The 19,339-nt window shown below is 71.8% G+C and carries 19 protein-coding genes; 11 read left to right on the forward strand and 8 right to left on the reverse strand.

Annotation, left to right across the window (positions count from 1 at the left end; translation table 11 throughout):
* Positions 1-312 precede the first annotated feature (312 nt).
* From ACFVJQ_RS24995 to ACFVJQ_RS25005, 3 genes are all read left to right on the forward strand, one after another.
* Entirely contained in the window at positions 313-1,794 is a 1,482-nt protein-coding gene (locus ACFVJQ_RS24995) for a DUF2252 domain-containing protein (RefSeq protein WP_385511556.1), read from the forward strand.
* 46 nt (positions 1,795-1,840) lie between these two features.
* On the forward strand, positions 1,841-2,689 hold the full coding sequence (locus tag ACFVJQ_RS25000; RefSeq protein ID WP_385511557.1) for a hypothetical protein: 849 nt from the start codon (positions 1,841-1,843) through the stop codon (positions 2,687-2,689).
* Positions 2,690-2,817: 128 nt separating this feature from the next.
* Positions 2,818-3,165: a rhodanese-like domain-containing protein gene (locus ACFVJQ_RS25005; RefSeq protein ID WP_385511559.1), complete on the forward strand. Its 348-nt coding sequence runs from the start codon at positions 2,818-2,820 to the stop codon at positions 3,163-3,165.
* A gap of 21 nt (positions 3,166-3,186) precedes the next feature.
* Here the strand turns inward: ACFVJQ_RS25005 and ACFVJQ_RS25010 are convergent, their stop codons facing one another.
* The 6 genes from ACFVJQ_RS25010 to paaA all read right to left on the reverse strand — a co-directional run bounded on the left by ACFVJQ_RS25010 (position 3,187) and on the right by paaA (position 8,058).
* A complete protein-coding gene (locus ACFVJQ_RS25010; RefSeq protein ID WP_385787030.1) occupies positions 3,187-4,332 on the reverse strand; it encodes an acyl-CoA dehydrogenase family protein in 1,146 nt (381 codons plus the stop codon).
* Positions 4,333-4,447: 115 nt separating this feature from the next.
* Entirely contained in the window at positions 4,448-5,509 is a 1,062-nt protein-coding gene (locus ACFVJQ_RS25015; RefSeq protein ID WP_385787033.1) for a 2Fe-2S iron-sulfur cluster-binding protein, read from the reverse strand.
* Positions 5,509-6,039: a 1,2-phenylacetyl-CoA epoxidase subunit PaaD gene (gene paaD / locus ACFVJQ_RS25020; RefSeq protein WP_385787036.1), complete on the reverse strand. Its 531-nt coding sequence runs from the start codon at positions 6,037-6,039 to the stop codon at positions 5,509-5,511. Before paaD ends, ACFVJQ_RS25015 begins: the two co-directional genes overlap by 1 nt.
* Complete coding sequence (gene paaC / locus ACFVJQ_RS25025; RefSeq protein WP_385787039.1) at positions 6,033-6,752, reverse strand: 1,2-phenylacetyl-CoA epoxidase subunit PaaC; 720 nt, start codon at positions 6,750-6,752, stop codon at positions 6,033-6,035. Before paaC ends, paaD begins: the two co-directional genes overlap by 7 nt.
* A complete protein-coding gene (gene paaB, locus ACFVJQ_RS25030; protein WP_020119451.1) occupies positions 6,749-7,036 on the reverse strand; it encodes a 1,2-phenylacetyl-CoA epoxidase subunit PaaB in 288 nt (95 codons plus the stop codon). Before paaB ends, paaC begins: the two co-directional genes overlap by 4 nt.
* Positions 7,033-8,058: a 1,2-phenylacetyl-CoA epoxidase subunit PaaA gene (paaA, locus tag ACFVJQ_RS25035; protein ID WP_385787042.1), complete on the reverse strand. Its 1,026-nt coding sequence runs from the start codon at positions 8,056-8,058 to the stop codon at positions 7,033-7,035. The genes paaB and paaA overlap by 4 nt, the downstream gene beginning before the upstream one ends.
* A gap of 215 nt (positions 8,059-8,273) precedes the next feature.
* Here paaA and ACFVJQ_RS25040 point away from each other — a divergent pair, with 215 nt between their 5' ends.
* From ACFVJQ_RS25040 to ACFVJQ_RS25050, 3 genes are read left to right on the forward strand one after another with little or no spacing between them, the layout of a single operon-like run.
* Positions 8,274-9,026, forward strand: a complete 753-nt coding sequence (locus ACFVJQ_RS25040) for a DUF5819 family protein (RefSeq protein ID WP_385511569.1) — start codon at positions 8,274-8,276, stop codon at positions 9,024-9,026.
* Positions 9,023-10,255, forward strand: coding sequence for an HTTM domain-containing protein (locus ACFVJQ_RS25045; protein ID WP_385787045.1), 1,233 nt, complete (start codon positions 9,023-9,025; stop codon positions 10,253-10,255). The genes ACFVJQ_RS25040 and ACFVJQ_RS25045 overlap by 4 nt, the downstream gene beginning before the upstream one ends.
* Complete coding sequence (locus ACFVJQ_RS25050) at positions 10,252-11,079, forward strand: TrmH family RNA methyltransferase (RefSeq protein ID WP_385511572.1); 828 nt, start codon at positions 10,252-10,254, stop codon at positions 11,077-11,079. The genes ACFVJQ_RS25045 and ACFVJQ_RS25050 overlap by 4 nt, the downstream gene beginning before the upstream one ends.
* Here the strand turns inward: ACFVJQ_RS25050 and paaN are convergent.
* The gene (gene paaN / locus ACFVJQ_RS25055; RefSeq protein WP_385787049.1) at positions 11,076-12,767 is read right to left on the reverse strand and encodes a phenylacetic acid degradation protein PaaN; all 1,692 of its coding nucleotides are present in this window, start codon (positions 12,765-12,767) and stop codon (positions 11,076-11,078) included. The two genes, ACFVJQ_RS25050 and paaN, sit on opposite strands and share 4 nt — an antisense overlap.
* A 159-nt stretch (positions 12,768-12,926) precedes the next feature.
* Between paaN and ACFVJQ_RS25060 the strand changes: the two genes are divergently transcribed.
* Both ACFVJQ_RS25060 and ACFVJQ_RS25065 read left to right on the forward strand, forming a co-directional pair.
* Positions 12,927-14,444 carry a 3-hydroxyacyl-CoA dehydrogenase gene (locus ACFVJQ_RS25060; protein WP_385787052.1) on the forward strand — a complete coding sequence of 506 codons (1,518 nt, stop codon included), beginning with the start codon at positions 12,927-12,929 and terminating at the stop codon, positions 14,442-14,444.
* Positions 14,441-15,031, forward strand: a complete 591-nt coding sequence (locus ACFVJQ_RS25065; protein WP_385511576.1) for a TetR/AcrR family transcriptional regulator — start codon at positions 14,441-14,443, stop codon at positions 15,029-15,031. The genes ACFVJQ_RS25060 and ACFVJQ_RS25065 overlap by 4 nt, the downstream gene beginning before the upstream one ends.
* A 3-nt stretch (positions 15,032-15,034) precedes the next feature.
* Here the strand turns inward: ACFVJQ_RS25065 and ACFVJQ_RS25070 are convergent, their stop codons facing one another.
* The gene (locus tag ACFVJQ_RS25070; RefSeq protein WP_129799121.1) at positions 15,035-15,520 is read right to left on the reverse strand and encodes an Lrp/AsnC family transcriptional regulator; all 486 of its coding nucleotides are present in this window, start codon (positions 15,518-15,520) and stop codon (positions 15,035-15,037) included.
* 190 nt (positions 15,521-15,710) lie between these two features.
* Between ACFVJQ_RS25070 and pdhA the strand changes: the two genes are divergently transcribed.
* Genes pdhA through ACFVJQ_RS25085 form a run of 3 tightly spaced genes read left to right on the forward strand, consistent with a single transcriptional unit; the run spans position 15,711 to position 19,335 of the window.
* Positions 15,711-16,847 carry a pyruvate dehydrogenase (acetyl-transferring) E1 component subunit alpha gene (pdhA, locus tag ACFVJQ_RS25075; RefSeq protein WP_385787056.1) on the forward strand — a complete coding sequence of 379 codons (1,137 nt, stop codon included), beginning with the start codon at positions 15,711-15,713 and terminating at the stop codon, positions 16,845-16,847.
* Positions 16,844-17,848, forward strand: a complete 1,005-nt coding sequence (locus ACFVJQ_RS25080; protein ID WP_224734679.1) for an alpha-ketoacid dehydrogenase subunit beta — start codon at positions 16,844-16,846, stop codon at positions 17,846-17,848. Before pdhA ends, ACFVJQ_RS25080 begins: the two co-directional genes overlap by 4 nt.
* Positions 17,848-19,335, forward strand: coding sequence for a dihydrolipoamide acetyltransferase family protein (locus tag ACFVJQ_RS25085; RefSeq protein WP_385787059.1), 1,488 nt, complete (start codon positions 17,848-17,850; stop codon positions 19,333-19,335). Before ACFVJQ_RS25080 ends, ACFVJQ_RS25085 begins: the two co-directional genes overlap by 1 nt.
* Positions 19,336-19,339 lie beyond the last annotated feature (4 nt).

A 19,339-nucleotide genomic window follows, 5' to 3' on the forward strand; every position in this document is an offset into this window, starting at 1 on the left:
GCCTGGTGAACAGGATGGCAAGAGCGGAGTGACGAGAGATTGTCACGCTCCGTTCTGTGGGAGCCCGGGGGTGCGATTCCCCCGGGCCACCCGACCCCACCAGACCGATGAACGGGTCTCTGCCGTGACGGAAGGCACGGCAGAGATCCGTTTCTCGTTGTGCCGTGCGGTGTGAGGCGATGCACAGCCCGGGGACGTATGCGGTGGGTGCCGCCCGTGAGCTATCTCACGGGCGGGGCATGTCCACAGGTGAGGAGTTGTCCACAGGGTCTGACGGGATTCGGCGGCCGGTTGTACGGTCGGCACGAGTTGATGTTCGTGCGAGTCGCGGGGGAGGCGGTCGTGGTGACCGAGGTCGGGGCGCAGGAGGCGGGTTCCGGGACGGTGCGGATTCCGCGGGTGCGGGGCTTTGCCGAGTGGCCGCTCGGGAGGGCTTCGGTCTCCGGACCGGCCAAGGTGTCGCCCAAGGAGGAGGGCAAGGCCCTGCGGGAGCGGGTTCCGCGGCGTACGCACGCCTCCCTCGATGTCGACGGCTCCCGGCCCGACGCGGTGACCGCGGTCGAGGAGTCGAGCCGTGGCCGCATCCCCGAGCTCACGCCGATACGGATCGGCAGGATGGCGGCCACCCCCTTCGCCTTCCTGCGCGGTTCGGCGGGCCTCATGGCGTACGACCTGGCACGCACCCCCATGACCAGGATCCGCGCCCAGATCTGCGGCGACGCGCACGCGGCGAACTTCGGCCTGTACGGCGACGCCCGCGGCGGCCTGGTCATCGACCTGAACGACTTCGACGAGACGGTCGACGGCCCCTGGGAGTGGGACCTCAAGCGGCTGGCCGCCTCCCTGGTGCTGGCGGGCCGGGAGGCCGGCGCGGACGAGGACACGTGCCGAGCGGCGGCGCACGACACGGTCGGCGCGTACCGCCGCACCATGCGGCTGCTCGCCAGGCTCCCGGCGCTGGACGCGTGGAACGCCATCGCGGACGAGGAGCTCGTCTCCCACACCGACGCCCATGACCTGCTCGGCACCCTGGAGCGGGTCGCCGAGAAGGCGCGGGCCAACACCAGCGGACGCTTCGCGGCCAGATCGACGGAGCCGACCGAGGACGGTGGCCGCCGCTTCGTCGACGCCCCGCCGGTGCTGCGTCGCGTCCCGGACGCGGAGGCGGCGGCCGTGGCGGCCTCTCTGGAGCAGTACCTGACGACCCTGTCCGAGGACCGCCTTCCGCTGCTGGCCCGTCACGCGGTGCACGACGTGGCGTTCCGCGTCGTCGGCACGGGCAGTGTGGGCACGCGGTCGTACGTCGTGCTGCTGCTGGACCACCGGGGCGAGGCGCTGATACTCCAGGTGAAGGAGGCCCGCGCCTCGGCTCTGTTGCCCCATCTGCTGACCGCCGGCTTCGACGCCCCGCCCGTCGACCACGAAGGCCGCCGGGTCGTCCTCGGCCAGAAGCGCATGCAGGTCGTCAGCGACATCCTGCTCGGCTGGACGACCGTCGACGGCCGCCCGTTCCAGGTCCGCCAGTTCCGCAACCGCAAGGGCAGCGTCGACCCCGCCGCCCTGTCCACCGACCAGCTCGACGACTACGCCCGCATGACGGGCGCGCTTCTCGCCCGCGCCCACTCCCACAGCGCCGACCCCCGCCTGATCGCCGGCTACTGCGGCAAGAACGAGGAGCTCGACGAGGCGATGGCCACGTTCGCCGTCGCCTACGCCGACCGTACAGAGGCCGACCATGCGGCGCTGGTGTCGGCGGTACGGGCCGGGCGGGTCGCGGCTGAGCTGGGCGTATGAGGGTGAGCCTGATGGGGCCGGTCCGCCCGTGGCCTACGCTGGTCGGGTGACGACCCCGGATGCTGAGCAGGGTGGTGTCGCCGGTGATGCGCAGGCGACGCCCGAGGACGGCGCGCCCCGGCCCGAGGAGCGGCTGGAGCGAGCGGTGCGGGCGGCCGAGCAGGCGCTGATCGAGTACGAGATCGCGGTCGAGACCTTCCGGGTCGAGATCGAGAACTTCTCCCGGCTGCATCATCAGAGGCTCGGCCCGATGTACGCCCGCCTCGAGGAGCTGGACGCGCAGATCGCCGAGGCCAGGGCCGCACAGAGCGGTGACCCTGAGGACCTGCGCCGTGCGCAGGAGCTGCGGGCCCGGGTGCTGCCGATGCCCTCCGTGGAGGAGCTGTTCCACGGCTGGATGGACAGCGACGGCCTGTTCCCGGAGGCCGTGGCGATGCTCACGGACCAACCCGTGCGGCCCCCGCAGCGGGTGCGGCCCAGCGAGGAGGCCCGCAAGCTCTACCGCGAGCTGGCCCGCAAGGCCCACCCCGACCTGGCGCAGGAGGACGGTGAGCGCAAGCGGCGTGAGGAGTTCATCACCCGCGTCAACACCGCCTACGCCCGTGGCGACGAGGCGCTGCTGCGGGAGCTGTCCGAGGAGTGGGCCGCCGGGCCGGTGCCCGAGGAGCGGCGTCCGAGCCGTGGCGAGGAGCTGTACGCCCGCCTGGAGTGGCTGGCCCAGCGCAAGGAACTGCTCACCGTCGTCGCCCGGGAACTGGAGGAGAGCGCCATCGGCTCCATGCTCCGGCTGGCGCCGGACGACCCGGACCGTCTCCTGGAGGAGATCGCCGAGCAACTGCTGGCGGACGTCGCGGCACGCGAGGCGGAGCTGGCGGCGCTGACCGGGCAGGCTTGAGCGGTGCATACCGGGCGGGCGTGAGCGGTGCGTGCTCGGCGGGCGTGAGGTGTCCGACCTGTCGGGCCCGAGTGGTGCCGACCTGCCGGGCCTGAACGCCCGGTGTTGCGTCGGGTAGCGTCGGGAGCATGAATTTCGGAGCCGGTGTTCCCACGGTCGAGGTCACGGACCTCAAGGACGACGACTTCCTGCTGGACGTCCGGGAGGACGACGAGTGGCAGGCGGGTCACGCTGAAGGGGCGCTGCACATCCCCGTCAGCGAGTTCGTGGCGCGCTACGGCGAGCTGACCGAGGCCGCCCCGCAGGACGGCCGGGTGCATGTGATCTGCCGCTCCGGCGGGCGTTCGGCCCAGGTCACGATGTACCTCGTCCAGCAGGGCATCGACGCCGTGAACGTCGACGGCGGTATGCAGGTGTGGGCGGCCACAGGCCGTCCCGTGGTGACCGACGCGGGTGAACCGGGGCACGTCCTCTAGCAGCCCTGCGCGTCCCGGGTGTCAGGCCGGCGGATGGGCTGCCAGCAGGTCGCCCAGCGCCTCCTCGTGCGCCGCGGCCGGGCCGAGCGACAGCTCCAGGTGCTTGGCCCAGGCGTGGTACCGGTGCAACGGGTAGTCGACGTCGGCGCCGAACCCCCCGTGCAGGTGCTGCGCCGTCTGCACGACCCGGCGTACGCCGTCCGCCGCCCAGATCTTGGCGACCGCGACGTCCCCGGAGGCGGGCAGCGCACCCTGGGCACCCGAGGCGATGCGCCACGCGGCCTGCCACAGGGTGGCCTCCATGGCGCGCAGATCGATGTACCGGTCGGCGGCCTGCACGGCGACGGCCTGGAAGGTGGCGATCGGGTACCCGAACTGCTCCCGCTTGCTCGCGTACTCGCTCGTCATCCTCAGCACCCGCTCCCCGAGCCCGAGCGCCAGCGCGCACGTCCCGGTGGCCAGCAGCTCACGCAGCCACTCCCAGGCGCCGTCGGCCGTAATGACGTACCGGTCCGGAATCCGCACGGACTCCAGCCGCAGCTCGCCGAGCCGCTCGCCGGTGGTGGAGACCTGCTCGGCGAGAACCGCCCCTTCGTGACCGCGGGGCACCACGGCGAGGATGCTGCGGTCGGCACCGGTGTGCGCCGGTACGAGCGTGAAGTCGGTGTCGTACGCCCAGGGCACCGCCGTCTGCCCCCCGTCGAGGATCCAGTCGGCTCCGTCCGGCCCGTCCTGCCGTGCGCTGACGGCACGTTCGGCGGGATCGTGGCCCCCGGTACGGCCCTCGCCGGCGACGGTCAGCACGATCTCACCGCGCCCCGCCCTTGCGAGCACGGCCGACTTCAACTCCTCGCCGCCGTAGGCCTGTACGGCCGCCAGGGCCGCGCTGCTCTCCAGCAGCGGCACCCGCGCCAGCACCTTCGCCGACTCGCGCAGCACCAGGCACAACGCGATGGCGTCGAGGCCCGCCCCGCCGTACTCCGGGTTGAGGAGCAGGCCCAGCAGGTCGGCGTCGGCGAGCCTGGCCCACAGCGCCCGGTCGAAGTCGTCGGCCACGGCGCCGGCGGTGAGCGCCGGGCTCGGCACGGCGTCCGGCGCGACGTCGGCGAAGACGCCCCGCGCCGCCTCGGCTGCCGCCTGCTGCTCCTCGGTGAAGGTGAAGTCCACGGTCCCTGTCCTCCCGGGCGGCTCCGCTGATCTGACGGAGCGTCAAGATAGAACAGGTTCTAGAAGAAGGGAATGGCCGGGGACGCCGGTGCCGCTCACCGTGCGCCCGGCGCTCTCAACGGTCGAAGTCCAGCTCCACCCGCTCCGTCACCGGATGGGACTGGCAGGCCAGCACATACCCGGCTTCCGTCTCCTCCCTCTCCAGCGCGAAGTTGCGGTCCATGCGCACCTCGCCGGAGACCAGGAATGCCCGGCAGGTGCCGCACACCCCGCCCTTGCAGGCGTAGGGAGCGTCGGGTCGGTTGCGCAGCACCGCCTCCAGAAGCGACTCGCCGTCCTGCACGGGCCAGGTCCCGCCGCGGCCGTCGAGCCGAGCGGTCACCGTGCTGTGCGCGGGCGCGGGGACACTCGGCGTGGCGGGCGCTCCGGCGTCCACGTGGAAGATCTCCTCGTGGATCCTGCTGCGCGGTACGTCCAGCCCGCGCAGTGCCCGCTCGGCCTCCTGCACCAGCCCGAACGGCCCGCACAGGAACCATCCGGCGACCTCCGTCACCGGCAGCAGCGCCGGAAGCAGACCCGTCAGCCGCTCCCGGTCGAGCCGCCCGGAGGGCAGTCCGGCCTGCTGTTCCTCCCGCGAGAGCACCATCACCAGCTGGAGGCGTTCCGGATAGCGGTCCTTGAGGTCGGCGACCTCCTCCAGGAACATCGTCGAGGCGGACGTCCGGTCGCTGCGTATGAGGCAGAAGCGGGCCTGCGGCTCGCGTGCCAGCAGCGTCGAGATGATCGACAGCACCGGTGTGATCCCGCTGCCGCCGACGATCGCGGCGTACAGACCGGGCGCGGGGTCGAGGGTGAAGCGTCCCGCCGGTGTCATCACCTCCAGCTCGTCACCGACGTTGATCTCCTTCAGCGCGTACGTCGAGAAGGCCCCGCCCTCGACCAGTCGCACCCCCACCCGCAGGGTGCGCGGCCCTTCGCCGTTGTCCGGAGCCGGGGAACAGATCGAGTACGTTCGCCGGATCTCGACCCCGTCGACCACGCGCCGCAGGGCGAGGTGCTGCCCGGCGGCGTGCCGGTACTCCGCGCGCAGTTCCTCGGGGACCGCGAGTGTGACGGCGACGGAGTCGTCGGTGAGCCGGTCGACCGCGGTCACGGGGAGTGTGTGGAAGCGGGCCATCACAACTCCTTGAAGTGGTCGAACGGTTCGCGGCAGGCCAGACAGCGCCGCAGCGCCTTGCACGCGGTGGAGGAGAAACGGCTGAGCAGCTCGGTGTCGGCGGATCCGCAGTGCGGGCAGCGGACGGGATCCGTCTCCTCGGTGAGCGTGCGCGTCGGCCCCAACTTCAGCGCCACCGGCCCGGAATCCCGCCGCACGCGCGGCGGCGCGATCCCGAACTCCCTGAGTTTGCGGCGCCCTTCGGGTGTGATGTCGTCCGTGGACCAGGCCGGTGTGAGCACCGTGCGGACGGTCACGTCCCGTATGCCGTGCTCGTGCAGCGCCTGTTCTATGTCCACGCTCATCGCCTCGAGGGCGGGGCAGCCGGTGTACGTCGGGGTCAGCTCGACCTCGACCGCGTCCCTGTCGCGCAGGTGCACCGCGCGCAGTACGCCCAGTTCCTGCAGGGTGAGCACGGGCAGCTCGGGATCGGGCACCGAGCCCGCCACCCGCAGCAGCTCCGCCTCCAGAGTCGTCGTACCGGTCACCATGTCGCCCCCGGGTGGCTGCGATGCAGATGCTGCATCTCGGCGAGCATGCGCCCGAACGGCTCGGTGTGCAGGCCCTGCCGACCGGCGCCTGCCGTCCAGGCCCCGGACTGCGGTCCCTCGGGGAGCGTGAGGGTCGCGCGGCGCAGGACGTCTCCGACCGACTCCAGCCAGTCCGCCCGCACCTTCTCCCCCTCGACGTCCAGGCCCTCCACCGGCTGGAACATCTCACCGGTGAACCGCCACAGCGCCGCGCACGCCCGCTGCATCCGCTCATGGCTCACCTCGGTGCCGTCGCCGAGGCGCACGGTCCACTGCTCGGCGTGGTCGCGGTGGTAGGCGACCTCTTTGACGGCCTTCGCGGCAAGGGGGGCGAAGGGGCCGTCTCCGGCGGCCAGCCGGGCGTACAGCAGGTGCTGGTAGGTGGAGAAGAACAGCTGGCGGGCGATGGTGTGGGCGAAGTCGCCGTTCGGCTGTTCCACCAGCTGGAGGTTGCGGAAGGCGCGCTCCTCGCGCAGGTACGCCAGCTCGTCCTCGTCGCCGGCCAGTGAGAGCAGCACACGGGCCTGGCCGAGCAGGTCCAGCGCGATGTTGGCGAGGGCGACCTCCTCCTCCAGCACGGGGGCGCGGCCGGCCCACTCGCCCAGGCGGTGGGAGAGCACCAGAGCGTCGTCGCCCAGGGCGAGGGCGGCGGTGGTGGGGACGGTGGTCGTCACAGGTGCTTCACCCCCTCCGGGATCTCGTAGAACGTCGGGTGCCGGTAGGGCTTGTCGGCCGACGGTTCAAAGAAGGGGTCCTTCTCGTCGGGCGAGGACGCCGTGATGGCGGACGAGGGGACGACCCAGATCGAGACGCCCTCGCCGCGCCGGGTGTACAGATCGCGCGCGTTGCGCAGGGCGAGCTCCGCGTCCGGGGCGTGCAGGCTGCCGGCGTGGGTGTGGGACAGGCCGCGGCGTGAGCGCACGAAGACCTCCCACAGCGGCCAGTCGGTGTTCGTCATGCTCGCGTCGCTCCCGTCGTCTCCCTGGTACGCGGGTCCCGGGCGGCGTGCTTGGCCGCGTGGGCCGCGGCCGCCTCCCGCACCCAGGCGCCCTCCTCGTGCGCCTGCCTGCGCTGCGTCATCCGCTGCTCGTTGCACGGGCCGTTGCCCTTGAGCACCTCCCAGAACTCCGTCCAGTCGATCGGGCCGAAGTCGTAGTGCCCGCGCTCCTCGTTCCACCGCAGGTCCGGGTCCGGGAGGGTGAGGCCCAGGGACTCGGCCTGCGGGACGCAGATGTCGACGAAGCGCTGGCGCAGCTCGTCGTTCGAGTGGCGCTTGATCTTCCAGGCCATGGACTGGGCCGAGTGCTGGGACTCGTCGTCGGGCGGACCGAACATCATCAGGGACGGCCACCACCAGCGGTCCACCGCGTCCTGCGCCATCGCGTGCTGCTCGGGGGTGCCGCGGCTGAGGGCGAGCAGCAGCTCGTAGCCCTGGCGCTGGTGGAAGGACTCCTCCTTGCAGATGCGGACCATCGCGCGGGCGTACGGGCCGTAGGAGCAGCGGCACAGCGGTACCTGGTTGGTGATCGCGGCGCCGTCCACCAGCCAGCCGATCGCGCCGACGTCCGCCCAGGTCAGCGTGGGGTAGTTGAAGATCGAAGAGTACTTCTGGCGGCCGCTGTGCAGCTTGTCCAGCAGTTCCTCGCGGCTGGTGCCGAGCGTTTCGGCCGCGCTGTACAGGTACAGCCCGTGGCCCGCCTCGTCCTGGACCTTGGCCATCAGGATGGCCTTGCGGCGTAGCGAGGGCGCGCGCGTGATCCAGTTCGCCTCCGGCTGCATGCCGATGATCTCGGAGTGGGCGTGCTGGGCGATCTGCCGGACCAGCGTCGCGCGGTACGCGTCGGGCATCCAGTCACGCGGCTCGATGCGCTCGTCGGCGGCCACGGCGGCGTCGAAGGCGCGCTCGTACGCATCGGTGGCGCCGTCGTCGGTGCCGTGTGCCGCTGTGCGATCCGTCTCGTGCGCGGCTGCTGTCGCCATGAGGCCCCCTCGACCTTGGGCTCTGTCCGGAGCTACTCCCGACCGATCGTTCGGTTCGTGCGATTCCATCGTCGGTCGAGCGCCGTATGGTGTCAACCGCTGTGGATAACCTGCGGACGGCCGAGGGAACGGGCTGTGCCGGGCGGGTCGGCCTGAGTACCGTTCGCGTGCAAGGGGGCTGCCGGGCGGCGAAGACGGATCGGGATCGGGGCGGAATGGACGCGCATCGCGCGAAGGACGCGTACGGCGGAGCTGCAAGCGTTCCGCGCGGGCAGGGCGAGCAGGGCGGATCCGATGGGATGAGCGCGTCGCAGGAGCCCCGCGCCAGCGTCGCCGCCCTCTCGCTCCGCTACCGGATCGGCGTCGCGCTCGCCCTCGCGATCGTCGCCGTCGCCGTTTGTGTCCACATCGGGATGGTCTTCCTGCACGTCGCGCCGTCGAACACGGTCACCAAGAAGCACGGCGAGGCGATCGACGAGTGGATCTACCCGGAGTTCGAGCAGAACTGGAAGCTGTTCGCCCCGAACCCGCTCCAGCAGAACATCGCCGTGCAGGTGCGCGCCGAGATCCACACGGCGGGCGGCGAGATACGCACCACCGGCTGGTACGACCTGTCCGCGCAGGACGGCCGGGCCATCGACGGCAACCTGCTGCCCAGCCACACCCAGCAGAACGAGCTGCGCCGCGCCTGGGACTTCTACGTCGCCACGCACGACGGCGACAACCGCCCCTCCGGCCTGCGCGGCGCGCTGAGCGAGACCTATCTGCGCCGCATCGTGGAGCTACGCCTGGACCGTGCGGACGCGGCCGGGCCCGGTGATGTCGTCGACCGGGTGCAGGTCCGCTCGCACACCACCAACGTCCGCCCGCCGGACTGGAGCGAGGAACAGATATCCCTCAAGCCGACGTACCGGGTGCTTCCCTGGTGGTCGGTGCCGCAGAACGAGGCCGAGGGAGGTGTCCGGTGAGCCGTCTCGCCCTGGCCGTCTCCCGCGGGATCGCCTGCGTCACCGAGTCCACCCTCGGCCCGTACCAGACCGCGGTGATCCGCATCGGATTCGCCGCGACCTGGCTGCTGTTCCTGTTGCGGGAGTTTCCCCACCGGCAGGAGTTGTACGGCCCCGACGGCCCGTGGGGCTGGGACCTCGCCGAGCAGTTGATCGGGGCCAACGGCGCGTTCACCGCCCTGATGTGGTCCGACGGGCAGTTCTGGTTCGAGGCCGTCTACGTGCTCGCCGCTGTGTCGAGCCTGCTGCTGATCGTGGGCTGGCGCACCCGCACCATGTCCGTGCTCTTCATGGTCGGCGTGCTCTCGCTGCAGAACCGCAGCGTCTTCATGGGGGACGGCGGCGACAACGTCCTGCACCTGATGTGCATCTACCTGGTGTTCACGCGGTGCGGCCAGGTGTGGTCGCTGGACGCGCGGCGTGCCCGGCTCGCGCGGGCGGCACGCGCGCGTGGCGAGCGGGTCACCGACCGGACCGGCCCGGTGCTGTGGGGCGTGCTCGGTCTGGCGCTGTTCGCGGTGACCGCGGTGGGGCGGCTGGACGGCGACTGGTTCGTACCGGCGCTGCTGTGGGCCGTGTGGGTGGCACAGGCCCTGTGGTGGATCGTCGGGCGCCTTGCGCGGACGGGCCAGCCCCGGATCATGCTCGACGTGATCGGCAACATCCTGCACAACGGCACCCTGTTGGTGATCATGGCCGAGGCCTGTCTGATCTATGCCACGGCCGGCTGGTACAAGATCCAGGGCTCGCGCTGGCAGGACGGCACCGCGGTCTACTACCCCCTCCACCTCGACTACTTCTCGCCCTGGCCCGCGCTCGCCGACCTGCTGTCGGCCAGCGGCACCTTGGTCATGCTCGTGACGTACGGGACCGTGATCGTGCAGGTCGCCTTCCCGTTCACGCTGTTCCACCGGCGGGTCAAGAACGTCCTCCTGGCCATCATGATCACCGAGCATGCGGTGATCGCCGTGGTCCTCGGGCTGCCGTTCTTCTCGCTGGCGATGATCGCGGCGGACGCGGTCTTCCTGCCGACACCGTTCCTGCGCCGACTCGGCGACGGTGCCGCACGCGCGCGTACCCGTCTGTTCCCTCGCGCCGGCGTCGGAACGGTGCCCCCTCAGCGGGACATGGACGACGCCCCCGAGCACACCGGGAAACCCGAGCAGACCCACGTAGGCTTCAAGGCATGACGGAGTCCGCGAGCCAAGCCCCGCCCGGTCCGGCAAGCCTCGGTGCCGCCGGTCCCGCACATCGGCAGGCCGTCGACCCCGTCGGCGCCTGGCGACGGCTCGTCGGTGGTTCTGTGCTGCTCGACGGTTTCCACGCGCTCAAGCACGCCGTGCGCTTCGGGGCCGAGGTGCCCCTCGCGGTCACCGTCGACCGGACGGCCGCGCTCGCACTCGCCGACGAGCTGGCTCCGGACGTACGGGAGACGCTGGACGCGCTGCTCACACAGGTCACGGAGTCGACGTACACCTCCCTCGTGCCGCGCCCCCATCCCACGGCCGTGGCCGCCCTGGCCGTACGGCCGTCCCGCGACGCCAACCTGCGGACGCTGGCCCGCGCGCCCCGCAGCGCGCCCGTCGTCGTACTCGACCAGCCGCGCAACCTGGGCAACGCCGGCGCGGTGATCCGGCTGGCCGCCGGCTTCGGGACGACCGGCGTGGTCACGACCGGCACGCTCGACCCCTGGCATCCCACGGTGGTACGCGGCGGAGCCGGGCTGCACTTCGCCACCGCGGTGGAGCGGCTGGCCGTCGACGAGCTCCCGCCGGGGCCGGTGTTCGCCCTCGACCCGGAGGGCGAGGACATCCGCGGCCTGAAGCTGCCGGACGACGCGCTGCTCGCCTTCGGCTCGGAGCGCAGCGGCCTGTCCACGGACCTGCGCGCGCGTGCCGACCATCTGGTGGCGCTGCCGATGCGCTCCCAGGTCTCCAGCTACAACCTCGCGACCAGCGTGGCCATGACGCTGTACCACTGGAGCGCCACCGGGGGCGCACCGATCAAGGCCTAGGCCTCGCGCCGCACCTCCACCATCCGGAACCGGTTCGCCACGAACGCGCCGTCGGTGAGGGCCGCGTTGGCCGCCGGGTTGCCGCCCGAGCCGTGGAAGTCGGAGAACGCGGCCGTCTGGTTGACGTACACCCCGCCGGTGAGGTTCAGGGATAGCTGCGCGGCCTCCTCCAGGCAGGCCTCCTCGACCGCACGCTCGACCTCCTCGTCGGTCGTGTACGCGCCCACCGTCATCGCGCCCTTCTCCCTGATGGTCCGCCGCAGCAGCTCCACCGCGTCGGCCGCGGAGTCGACGGCGACGGCGAAGGAGACGGGTCCGAAGCACTCGCTCATGTACGCGGCCTCGTCGTCCGGCTTGGCGCTGTCCAGCTTCACGATCACAGGCGTACGGACCACCGCGCCCGGGAACTCCGGGTTGACGACCTCCCGCGAAGCGAGAGCGACCTCGCCGAGGCCGGCCGCGGCCTCGAGGCGGGTCTTGACGTCCGGGTTGACGATGGCGCCGAGCAGGGCGTTCGCGCGCATGTCGTCACCGAGGAGGCCGTCGACCGCCTTCGCCAGGTCGGCGACCACCTCGTCGAAGGACCGGGGGCCCTGGTCGGTGCGGATGCCGTCCCGGGGGACGAGGAGGTTCTGCGGCGTGGTGCACATCTGGCCGCTGTACAGCGACAGGGAGAACGCCAGGTTGGCGAGCATGCCCTTGTAGTCGTCGGTGGACTCCACGACCACCGTGTTGACACCGGCTTTCTCCGTGAAGACCTGCGCCTGGCGGGCGTTGGCCTCCAGCCAGTCGCCGAACGCCGTCGAACCGGTGTAGTCGATGATCCGGATCTCGGGGCGGGTGGCGAGCGTCCTGGCGATGCCCTCGCCGGGCCGCTCGGCGGCCAGTGCGACCAGGTTCGGGTCGAAGCCCACTTCGGCGAGCACCTGGCGCGCGACCTGCACGGTCAGCGCCAGCGGCAGCACCGCGCGCGGGTGGGGCTTGACCAGGACGGCATTTCCGGTGGCGAGGGAGGCGAACAGGCCCGGGTAGCCGTTCCACGTCGGGAAGGTGTTGCAGCCGATGACCAGTGCGATCCCGCGCGGCACCGGCGTGAACCGCTTGGTCAGCGCGAGCGGCTCCCGCTTGCCCTGGGGCTTGGTCCACTCCGCGGTGTCGGGCGTGCGGACCTGCTCCACGTACGCGTACGCCACCGCCTCCAGGCCGCGGTCCTGCGCGTGCGGGCCGCCCGCCTGGAACGCCATCAGGAAGGCCTGGCCGCTGGTGTGCATCACCGCGTGCGCGAACTCGTGCGTCCGGTCGCTGATCCGCTTGAGGATCTCCAGACACACCATCGCCCGGATCTCCGCGCCCGCGTCGCGCCACGAGCGCTGTCCGGCCTTCATGGCGGACAGCAGGACGTCGAGGTCCGCGTGCGGGTAGGTGACGCCCAGCTCGATGCCGTACGGCGAGACCTCGCCGCCCGTCCAGTCGTCCGTGCCGGGCTGGCCGAGGTCGAGGCGGGTTCCCAGGAGGGCGTCGAAGGCGGCCTTGCCCGCTGCCGCGTCCAGGCTGCCGTTCTCCCCGTAGGCCTTGGGGTGTTCGGGGTGCGGGGACCAGTACGCGCGCGTACGGATCGCTTCCAGCGCCTGGTCGAGGGTGGGCCGGTGCTGGGCGATCAGCTCGTGGGTGGTGAGTTCGGCGGCCATGCGGGACCAACTCCTTGTCTCAGAACTCTTCGTCGAGCTCATGACCTGGGCAGAGACATGGGCAGAAACAGGCAGTCAGAGTTAGAGTAACCGAACGATCGGTCGGGACAAGGGGGTCCGCCGCATCTGTGGAAAACCCCGTGCGGGAGGATCGCGCACATGACAGCACTCGACCTCAGCAGCCCCGTGGCCGTCGTCGGCACCGGCACCATGGGCCAGGGCATCGCCCAGGTGGCGCTGGTCGCGGGCCACTCCGTACGGCTGTACGACGCCGTCCCTGGGCGGGCCCGGGAAGCGGCCGACGCGATCGCCGCCCGGCTCGACCGGCTCGTCGAGAAGGACCGGCTCACCGGCGCCGACCGGGACGCCGCGCGCGCCCGGCTGCTGCCCGCCGAGAGCCTCACCGAGCTCGCCGACTGCGCGCTGGTCGTCGAGGCCGTCCTGGAGCGGCTGGACGTGAAGCAGGAGCTGCTGCGCGCGCTGGAGGACGTCGTCGCCGAGGACTGTCTGCTCGCCACCAACACCTCGTCGCTGTCGGTGACCGCCATCGGCGGCGCCCTGCGCTTTCCGGGCCGCTTCGTGGGCCTGCACTTCTTCAACCCCGCCCCCCTGTTGCCGCTCGTCGAGGTCGTCTCCGGGTTCGCCACCGACGTCACCTCGGCCACGCGCGCGTACGAGACGGCACGCGCCTGGGGCAAGTCCCCGGTCGCCTGCGCCGACACCCCCGGCTTCATCGTCAACCGCATCGCCCGGCCGTTCTACGCGGAGGCCTTCGCGGTGTACGAGGCGCAGGGCGCCGACCCCGCCACCATCGACGCCGTCCTGCGCGAGTCGGGCGGCTTCCGGATGGGCGCCTTCGAGCTGACCGACCTCATCGGGCAGGACGTCAACGAGTCCGTCACGCACTCCGTGTGGCAGTCCTTCTTCCAGGACGTGCGCTTCACGCCGTCGCTCGCCCAGCGGCGGCTGGTCGAGTCCGGCCGGCTCGGCCGCAAGAGCGGGCAGGGCTGGTACGACTACCGCGAGGGCGCCGAGCAGTCCGAGCCGCACACCGCGGAGCCGGCCCGGCCGCCCGCGTACGTCGTCGTCGAGGGCGATCTGGGTCCGGCCGCCGAGCTGCTCGCGCTGATCCGCGAGGCGGGCATCCCGGTCCGCGAGGAGGAAGAGGACCACGGCACCCGGCTGGTCCTGCCCGGCGGCGGCCAGCTGGCCCTCGCCGACGGCCAGACCTCCGTGGAGTTCCGGGACGTCGTCTACTTCGACCTCGCGCTCGACTACCGCAAGGCCACCCGCCTCGCCCTGTCCGCCTCCCAGGACACCGCCCCGCAGACCCTCGCAGAGGCCACCGGCCTGTTCCAGGCGCTCGGCAAGAAGGTCAGCGTCATCGGCGACGTGCCCGGCATGATCGTCGCCCGCACGGTCGCGCGGATCGTCGATCTGGCGCACGACGCCGTCGCCAAGGGCGTCGCCACCGAGGAGGACATCGACACCGCCATGCGCCTGGGCGTCAACTACCCCCTCGGCCCCTTCGAGTGGAGCCGCCGCCTCGGACGCAACTGGGCGTACGCCCTCCTCGACGACCTGCACCTGCGCGACCCGTCCGGGCGCTACGCGCCGTCCCTCGCGCTGTACCGCCATGCGTACGCCACCGACAAGCGGGAGGGCAGCACCTCATGACCACCGCCAAGCGCGACACGTACACGCCGGAGACGCTGCTGTCGGTCGCCGTCCAGGTCTTCAACGAGCGCGGCTACGACGGCACCTCCATGGAGCACCTGTCCAAGGCGGCCGGCATCTCCAAGTCGTCGATCTACCACCACGTCACGGGCAAGGAGGAGCTGCTGCGCCGGGCCGTGAGCCGGGCGCTGGACGGGCTCTTCGGGATCCTCGACGAGGAGCACGCGCGCGTGGGGCGGGCCGCCGAGCGCCTCGAGTACGTCGTACGGCGCATGGTCGAGGTGCTCATAGCCGAGCTGCCGTACGTGACGCTGCTGCTGCGCGTGCGCGGCAACACGGACACCGAGCGGTGGGCCCTGGAACGGCGTCGCGACTTCGATCACCGGGTCGCCGAACTGCTGAAGGCGGCCGCCGCGGACGGGGACGTGCGCGGCGACGTGGAGGTGCGGCTCGCCACCCGGCTGGTCTTCGGGATGATCAACTCGATCGTCGAGTGGTACCGGCCCGACAGCCGGGGCATGAGCGAGCGTGAAGTGGCCGACGCAGTGGCGCGGTTGGTGTTCGGCGGGCTCAGGCAGGACTTCTGACGTTCAGCCCTGCGGCTCCAGGTCCTCTTCCTCGAACACCAGCAGTGTGCGCGTGCTGAGCACCTCCGGGATCGCCTGGAGCCGGGTGAGCACCAGCTCGCGCAGCGCCCGGTTGTCGGAGGTGTGCACCAGGAGCAGCACATCGAAATCGCCCCCGACGAGGGCGATGTGAGAGGCGCCGGGCAGCTGTCTGAGCTGCTCGCGCACCGTGCGCCAGGAGTTCTGGACGATCTTCAGGGTGATGTACGCCGATGTCCCCTGGCCGGCGCGTTCATGGTTCACGCGGGCACCGAAGCCGCGAATGACGCCGTCCTCGACGAGGCGGTTGATCCGCGCGTAGGCGTTCGCGCGCGAGACATGGACTCGTTCGGCGACGGACCGCACCGACGCGCGGCCGTCGGCCTGGAGCATCCGGAGGATGTCCTGATCTATGGCGTCGAGCGGGCGCGGCGGCGGAACGGCGGAGCCTGCCTCCGGGCCCTCGGCCATTTGTTCAGATGCCATGTCCCCCCGCCTCCCTACCATGGACGTAATGCGTCCATCTCAGGTTGTGGAGAACCGTTTGTCCACAGCCCGCGGGGGCCTGTAGCCAAAATGTGCCGTCGACCGAACAATCGGTAGGTGAGGCGCATCACAACCGACGCGCCTCTCGTAGCCGCTCCCACGAGGAGGTGCCGTCATGACGGTCATGGAGCAGCGTGGCGCGTATCGGCCGTCGCCGCCGCCCGCCTGGCAGCCCCGTACCGACCCCGCGCCGCTGCTGCCCGACGCGGCTCCGTACCGCGTCCTCGGCACCGAGGCGGCCGCCAAGGCCGACCCCGAGCTGTTGCGCCGGCTGTACACGCAGCTGGTGCGCGGCCGCCGGTACAACGCGCAGGCCACCGCCCTGACCAAGCAGGGCCGCCTCGCCGTCTACCCCTCCAGCACCGGCCAGGAGGCCTGCGAGGTCGCCGCCGCACTGGTTCTGCAGGACCGCGACTGGCTCTTCCCCAGCTACCGCGACACCCTCGCCGCCGTCGTACGCGGCGTGGACCCCGTCCAGGCCCTCACCCTGCTGCGCGGCGACTGGCACACCGGCTACGACCCGTACGCCCACCGCGTCGCCCCCCTGTGCACCCCGCTCGCCACCCAGCTCCCGCACGCCGTCGGCCTCGCGCACGCCGCCCGCCTCAAGGGCGACGACGTGGTCGCGCTCGCCCTGGTCGGTGACGGCGGCACCAGCGAGGGCGACTTTCACGAGGCGCTGAACTTCGCCGCCGTGTGGCAGGCCCCGGTCGTCTTCCTGGTCCAGAACAACGGCTTCGCGATCTCCGTCCCGCTCGCCAAGCAGACCGCCGCCCCCTCCCTGGCCCACAAGGCCGTCGGGTACGGCATGCCGGGCCGCCTGGTCGACGGCAATGACGCCGCGGCCGTGCACGAGGTTCTCGCCGACGCCGTACGGCACGCGCGCGCGGGAGGAGGTCCGACGCTCGTGGAGGCGGTGACGTACCGCATGGAGGCCCACACGAACGCGGACGACGACAAGCGCTACCGACCCGACTCCGAGGTCGAGGCCTGGCGGGACCATGATCCGATCGCGCTCCTGGAACGGGAGTTGACCGAGCGCGGCCTCATCGACGAGTCCGGCATCCGGCACGCGCGCGAGGACGCCGAGGCCCTCGCCGCCGACCTGCGCGCGCGCATGAACCAGGACCCGGTCCTCGACCCCAGGGACCTGTTCGCCCATGTCTATGCCGAACCCACGCCGCAACTGCGCGAGCAGCGGGACCAGTTGAACGCGGAGCTCCAGGCCGAGCAGGAAGGGACGCACCGATGACCACGGTCGCCGTGAAGCCCGCCACCATGGCGCAGGCCCTCACGCGCGCGCTCCGCGACGCGATGGCCGCCGACCCGGCCGTGCACGTCATGGGCGAGGACGTCGGCACGCTCGGCGGCGTCTTCCGCGTCACCGACGGGCTGGCCAAGGAGTTCGGCGACGACCGTTGCACGGACACGCCGCTCGCCGAGGCGGGCATCCTCGGGACGGCCGTCGGCATGGCCATGTACGGACTGCGCCCGGTCGTCGAGATGCAGTTCGACGCCTTCGCGTACCCCGCGTTCGAGCAGCTCATCAGCCACGTGTCCCGTATGCGCAATCGCACCCGCGGGACGATGCCGCTGCCGATCACCATCCGCGTGCCGTACGGCGGCGGAATCGGCGGCGTCGAACACCACAGCGACTCCTCCGAGGCGTACTACATGGCGACTCCGGGGCTCCATGTCGTCACGCCCGCGACCGTCGCCGACGCCTACGGGCTGCTGCGGGCCGCCATCGCCTCCGACGACCCGGTCGTCTTCCTGGAACCCAAGCGGCTGTACTGGTCGAAGGACGCCTGGAACCCGGACGACCCGCAGACCGTTGAACCCATTGGCCGCGCGGTGGTGCGGCGCTCCGGCCGGAGCGCCACGCTCATCACGTACGGGCCGTCCGTACCCGTCTGCCTCGAAGCCGCCGAGGCGGCACGGGCCGAGGGGTGGGACCTCGAAGTCGTCGACCTGCGCTCCCTTGTGCCGTTCGACGACGAGACGGTCTGCGCCTCGGTACGGCGGACCGGGCGAGCGGTCGTCGTACACGAGTCGGGCGGGTTCGGCGGGCCGGGCGGGGAGATCGCGGCCCGAGTCACGGAGCGCTGCTTCCACCACCTGGAGGCACCAGTGCTGCGCGTGGCCGGGTTCGACATCCCCTATCCGCCGCCGATGCTGGAGAAACACCACCTGCCCGGCATCGACCGGATCCTGGACGCCGTGGCGCGTCTGCAATGGGAGGCCGAGAGCTGATGGCACAGGTGCTGGAGTTCAAGCTCCCCGACCTCGGCGAGGGGCTCACCGAGGCGGAGATCGTGCGCTGGCTGGTGCAGGTCGGCGACGTCGTCGCCGTCGACCAGCCGGTCGTCGAGGTCGAGACGGCCAAGGCGATGGTCGAGGTGCCCTGCCCCTACGGCGGCGTGGTCACGGCCCGCTTCGGCGAGGAGGGCACGGAACTGCCCGTCGGGGCCCCGCTGCTGACGGTCGCGGTGGGCGCATCGGCCGCCGGCGGCGCGATCGACGGCTCGGGCGAGGGCTTGGGCGAGCGGGCGGCCGGGGGCTTGGGCGAGCGAGGTGCCGAGGGCTCGGACGCGGGCTCCGGCAACGTCCTCGTGGGCTATGGCACGGGTGCGCCTCCGGCGCGGCGCCGGAGGGTGCGTCCCGCGCCTCCGGCGGCTCCCGCGCGGGCGGGGACCTCACGGGAGGCTCCCGCGGCGCCAACGGCTCCATCGGCTCCGAAGTCGCCGGTCAGGTCCGCGGAAGGCCACACCAACGACGATGCAGCCCACCACGACGGCACCCGCGGTGACGGTCCTGTACCGGTGATCTCACCCCTCGTCCGGCGCCTCGCCCGCGAGAACGGGCTGGACCTGCGGGAGCTGACGGGCTCCGGCCCCGACGGGCTGATCCTGCGGGCGGACGTGGAGTACGCGCTGCGGGCCGCCGCCGCACAGGGACGCACAGCCCAGCCGACCGAGCCGCACACGCGCGTGTCGGCCGTTCCGGCCGCAGCCACCGAGCCTCACGCCCCTACTCCCGCCCCCGCCCCCGGCGGCACCCGCGTGCCGCTCAAGGGCGTCCGGGGCGCGGTTGCCGACAAGCTCTCCCGCAGTCGGCGCGAGATACCGGACGCGACCTGCTGGGTGGACGCCGACGCCACGGAGCTGATGCAGGCCCGCACCGCCATGAACGCGTCCGGGGGACCGAAGATCTCCCTGCTCGCCCTGCTGGCCCGGATCTGCACGGCGGCGCTCGCCCGGTTCCCCGAGCTCAACTCCACGGTCGACATGGACGCCCGGGAGGTCGTCCAGCTCGACCATGTGCACCTCGGCTTTGCCGCACAGACCGAGCGGGGGCTCGTCGTGCCCGTCGTACGGAACGCCCACGCGCGGAACGCCGAGGGGCTGACCGCGGAGTTCGCCCGGCTGACCGAGGCGGCCCGGGCCGGGACGCTCACGCCCGCGGAACTCACCGGCGGCACCTTCACGCTGAACAACTACGGCGTGTTCGGCGTCGACGGCTCCACCCCGATCATCAACCCCCCCGAGGCGGCCATGCTCGGCGTCGGCCGTATCGTCCCCAAGCCCTGGGTGCACGAGGGCGAGCTGGCGGTGCGGCAGGTCGTCCAGCTGTCGCTCACCTTCGACCACCGGGTGTGCGACGGCGGCACGGCGGGCGGCTTCCTGCGGTATGTCGCGGACTGTGTGGAACAGCCGGCGGTGCTGCTGCGGACCCTGTGATCGG

The organism is Streptomyces sp. NPDC127197 (assembly GCF_042672405.1).
GTDB classification, from domain to species: domain Bacteria; phylum Actinomycetota; class Actinomycetes; order Streptomycetales; family Streptomycetaceae; genus Streptomyces; species Streptomyces flavusporus.

What these genes read in the sequence shown, in the direction of transcription:
- ACFVJQ_RS24995 (WP_385511556.1), top strand. Translation starts at nt 313, where the DNA reads ATGTTCGTGCGAGTCGCGGGGGAGGCGGTCGTGGTGACCGAGGTCGGG.
- ACFVJQ_RS25005 (WP_385511559.1), top strand. Translation starts at nt 2,818, where the DNA reads ATGAATTTCGGAGCCGGTGTTCCCACGGTCGAGGTCACGGACCTCAAG.
- ACFVJQ_RS25015 (WP_385787033.1), bottom strand. Translation starts at nt 5,509, where the DNA reads ATGGCCCGCTTCCACACACTCCCCGTGACCGCGGTCGACCGGCTCACC.
- paaD (WP_385787036.1), bottom strand. Translation starts at nt 6,039, where the DNA reads ATGGTGACCGGTACGACGACTCTGGAGGCGGAGCTGCTGCGGGTGGCG.
- paaB (WP_020119451.1), bottom strand. Translation starts at nt 7,036, where the DNA reads ATGACGAACACCGACTGGCCGCTGTGGGAGGTCTTCGTGCGCTCACGC.
- paaA (WP_385787042.1), bottom strand. Translation starts at nt 8,058, where the DNA reads ATGGCGACAGCAGCCGCGCACGAGACGGATCGCACAGCGGCACACGGC.
- ACFVJQ_RS25040 (WP_385511569.1), top strand. Translation starts at nt 8,274, where the DNA reads ATGGACGCGCATCGCGCGAAGGACGCGTACGGCGGAGCTGCAAGCGTT.
- ACFVJQ_RS25050 (WP_385511572.1), top strand. Translation starts at nt 10,252, where the DNA reads ATGACGGAGTCCGCGAGCCAAGCCCCGCCCGGTCCGGCAAGCCTCGGT.
- paaN (WP_385787049.1), bottom strand. Translation starts at nt 12,767, where the DNA reads ATGGCCGCCGAACTCACCACCCACGAGCTGATCGCCCAGCACCGGCCC.
- ACFVJQ_RS25060 (WP_385787052.1), top strand. Translation starts at nt 12,927, where the DNA reads ATGACAGCACTCGACCTCAGCAGCCCCGTGGCCGTCGTCGGCACCGGC.
- ACFVJQ_RS25065 (WP_385511576.1), top strand. Translation starts at nt 14,441, where the DNA reads ATGACCACCGCCAAGCGCGACACGTACACGCCGGAGACGCTGCTGTCG.
- ACFVJQ_RS25070 (WP_129799121.1), bottom strand. Translation starts at nt 15,520, where the DNA reads ATGGCCGAGGGCCCGGAGGCAGGCTCCGCCGTTCCGCCGCCGCGCCCG.
- pdhA (WP_385787056.1), top strand. Translation starts at nt 15,711, where the DNA reads ATGACGGTCATGGAGCAGCGTGGCGCGTATCGGCCGTCGCCGCCGCCC.
- ACFVJQ_RS25080 (WP_224734679.1), top strand. Translation starts at nt 16,844, where the DNA reads ATGACCACGGTCGCCGTGAAGCCCGCCACCATGGCGCAGGCCCTCACG.
- ACFVJQ_RS25085 (WP_385787059.1), top strand. Translation starts at nt 17,848, where the DNA reads ATGGCACAGGTGCTGGAGTTCAAGCTCCCCGACCTCGGCGAGGGGCTC.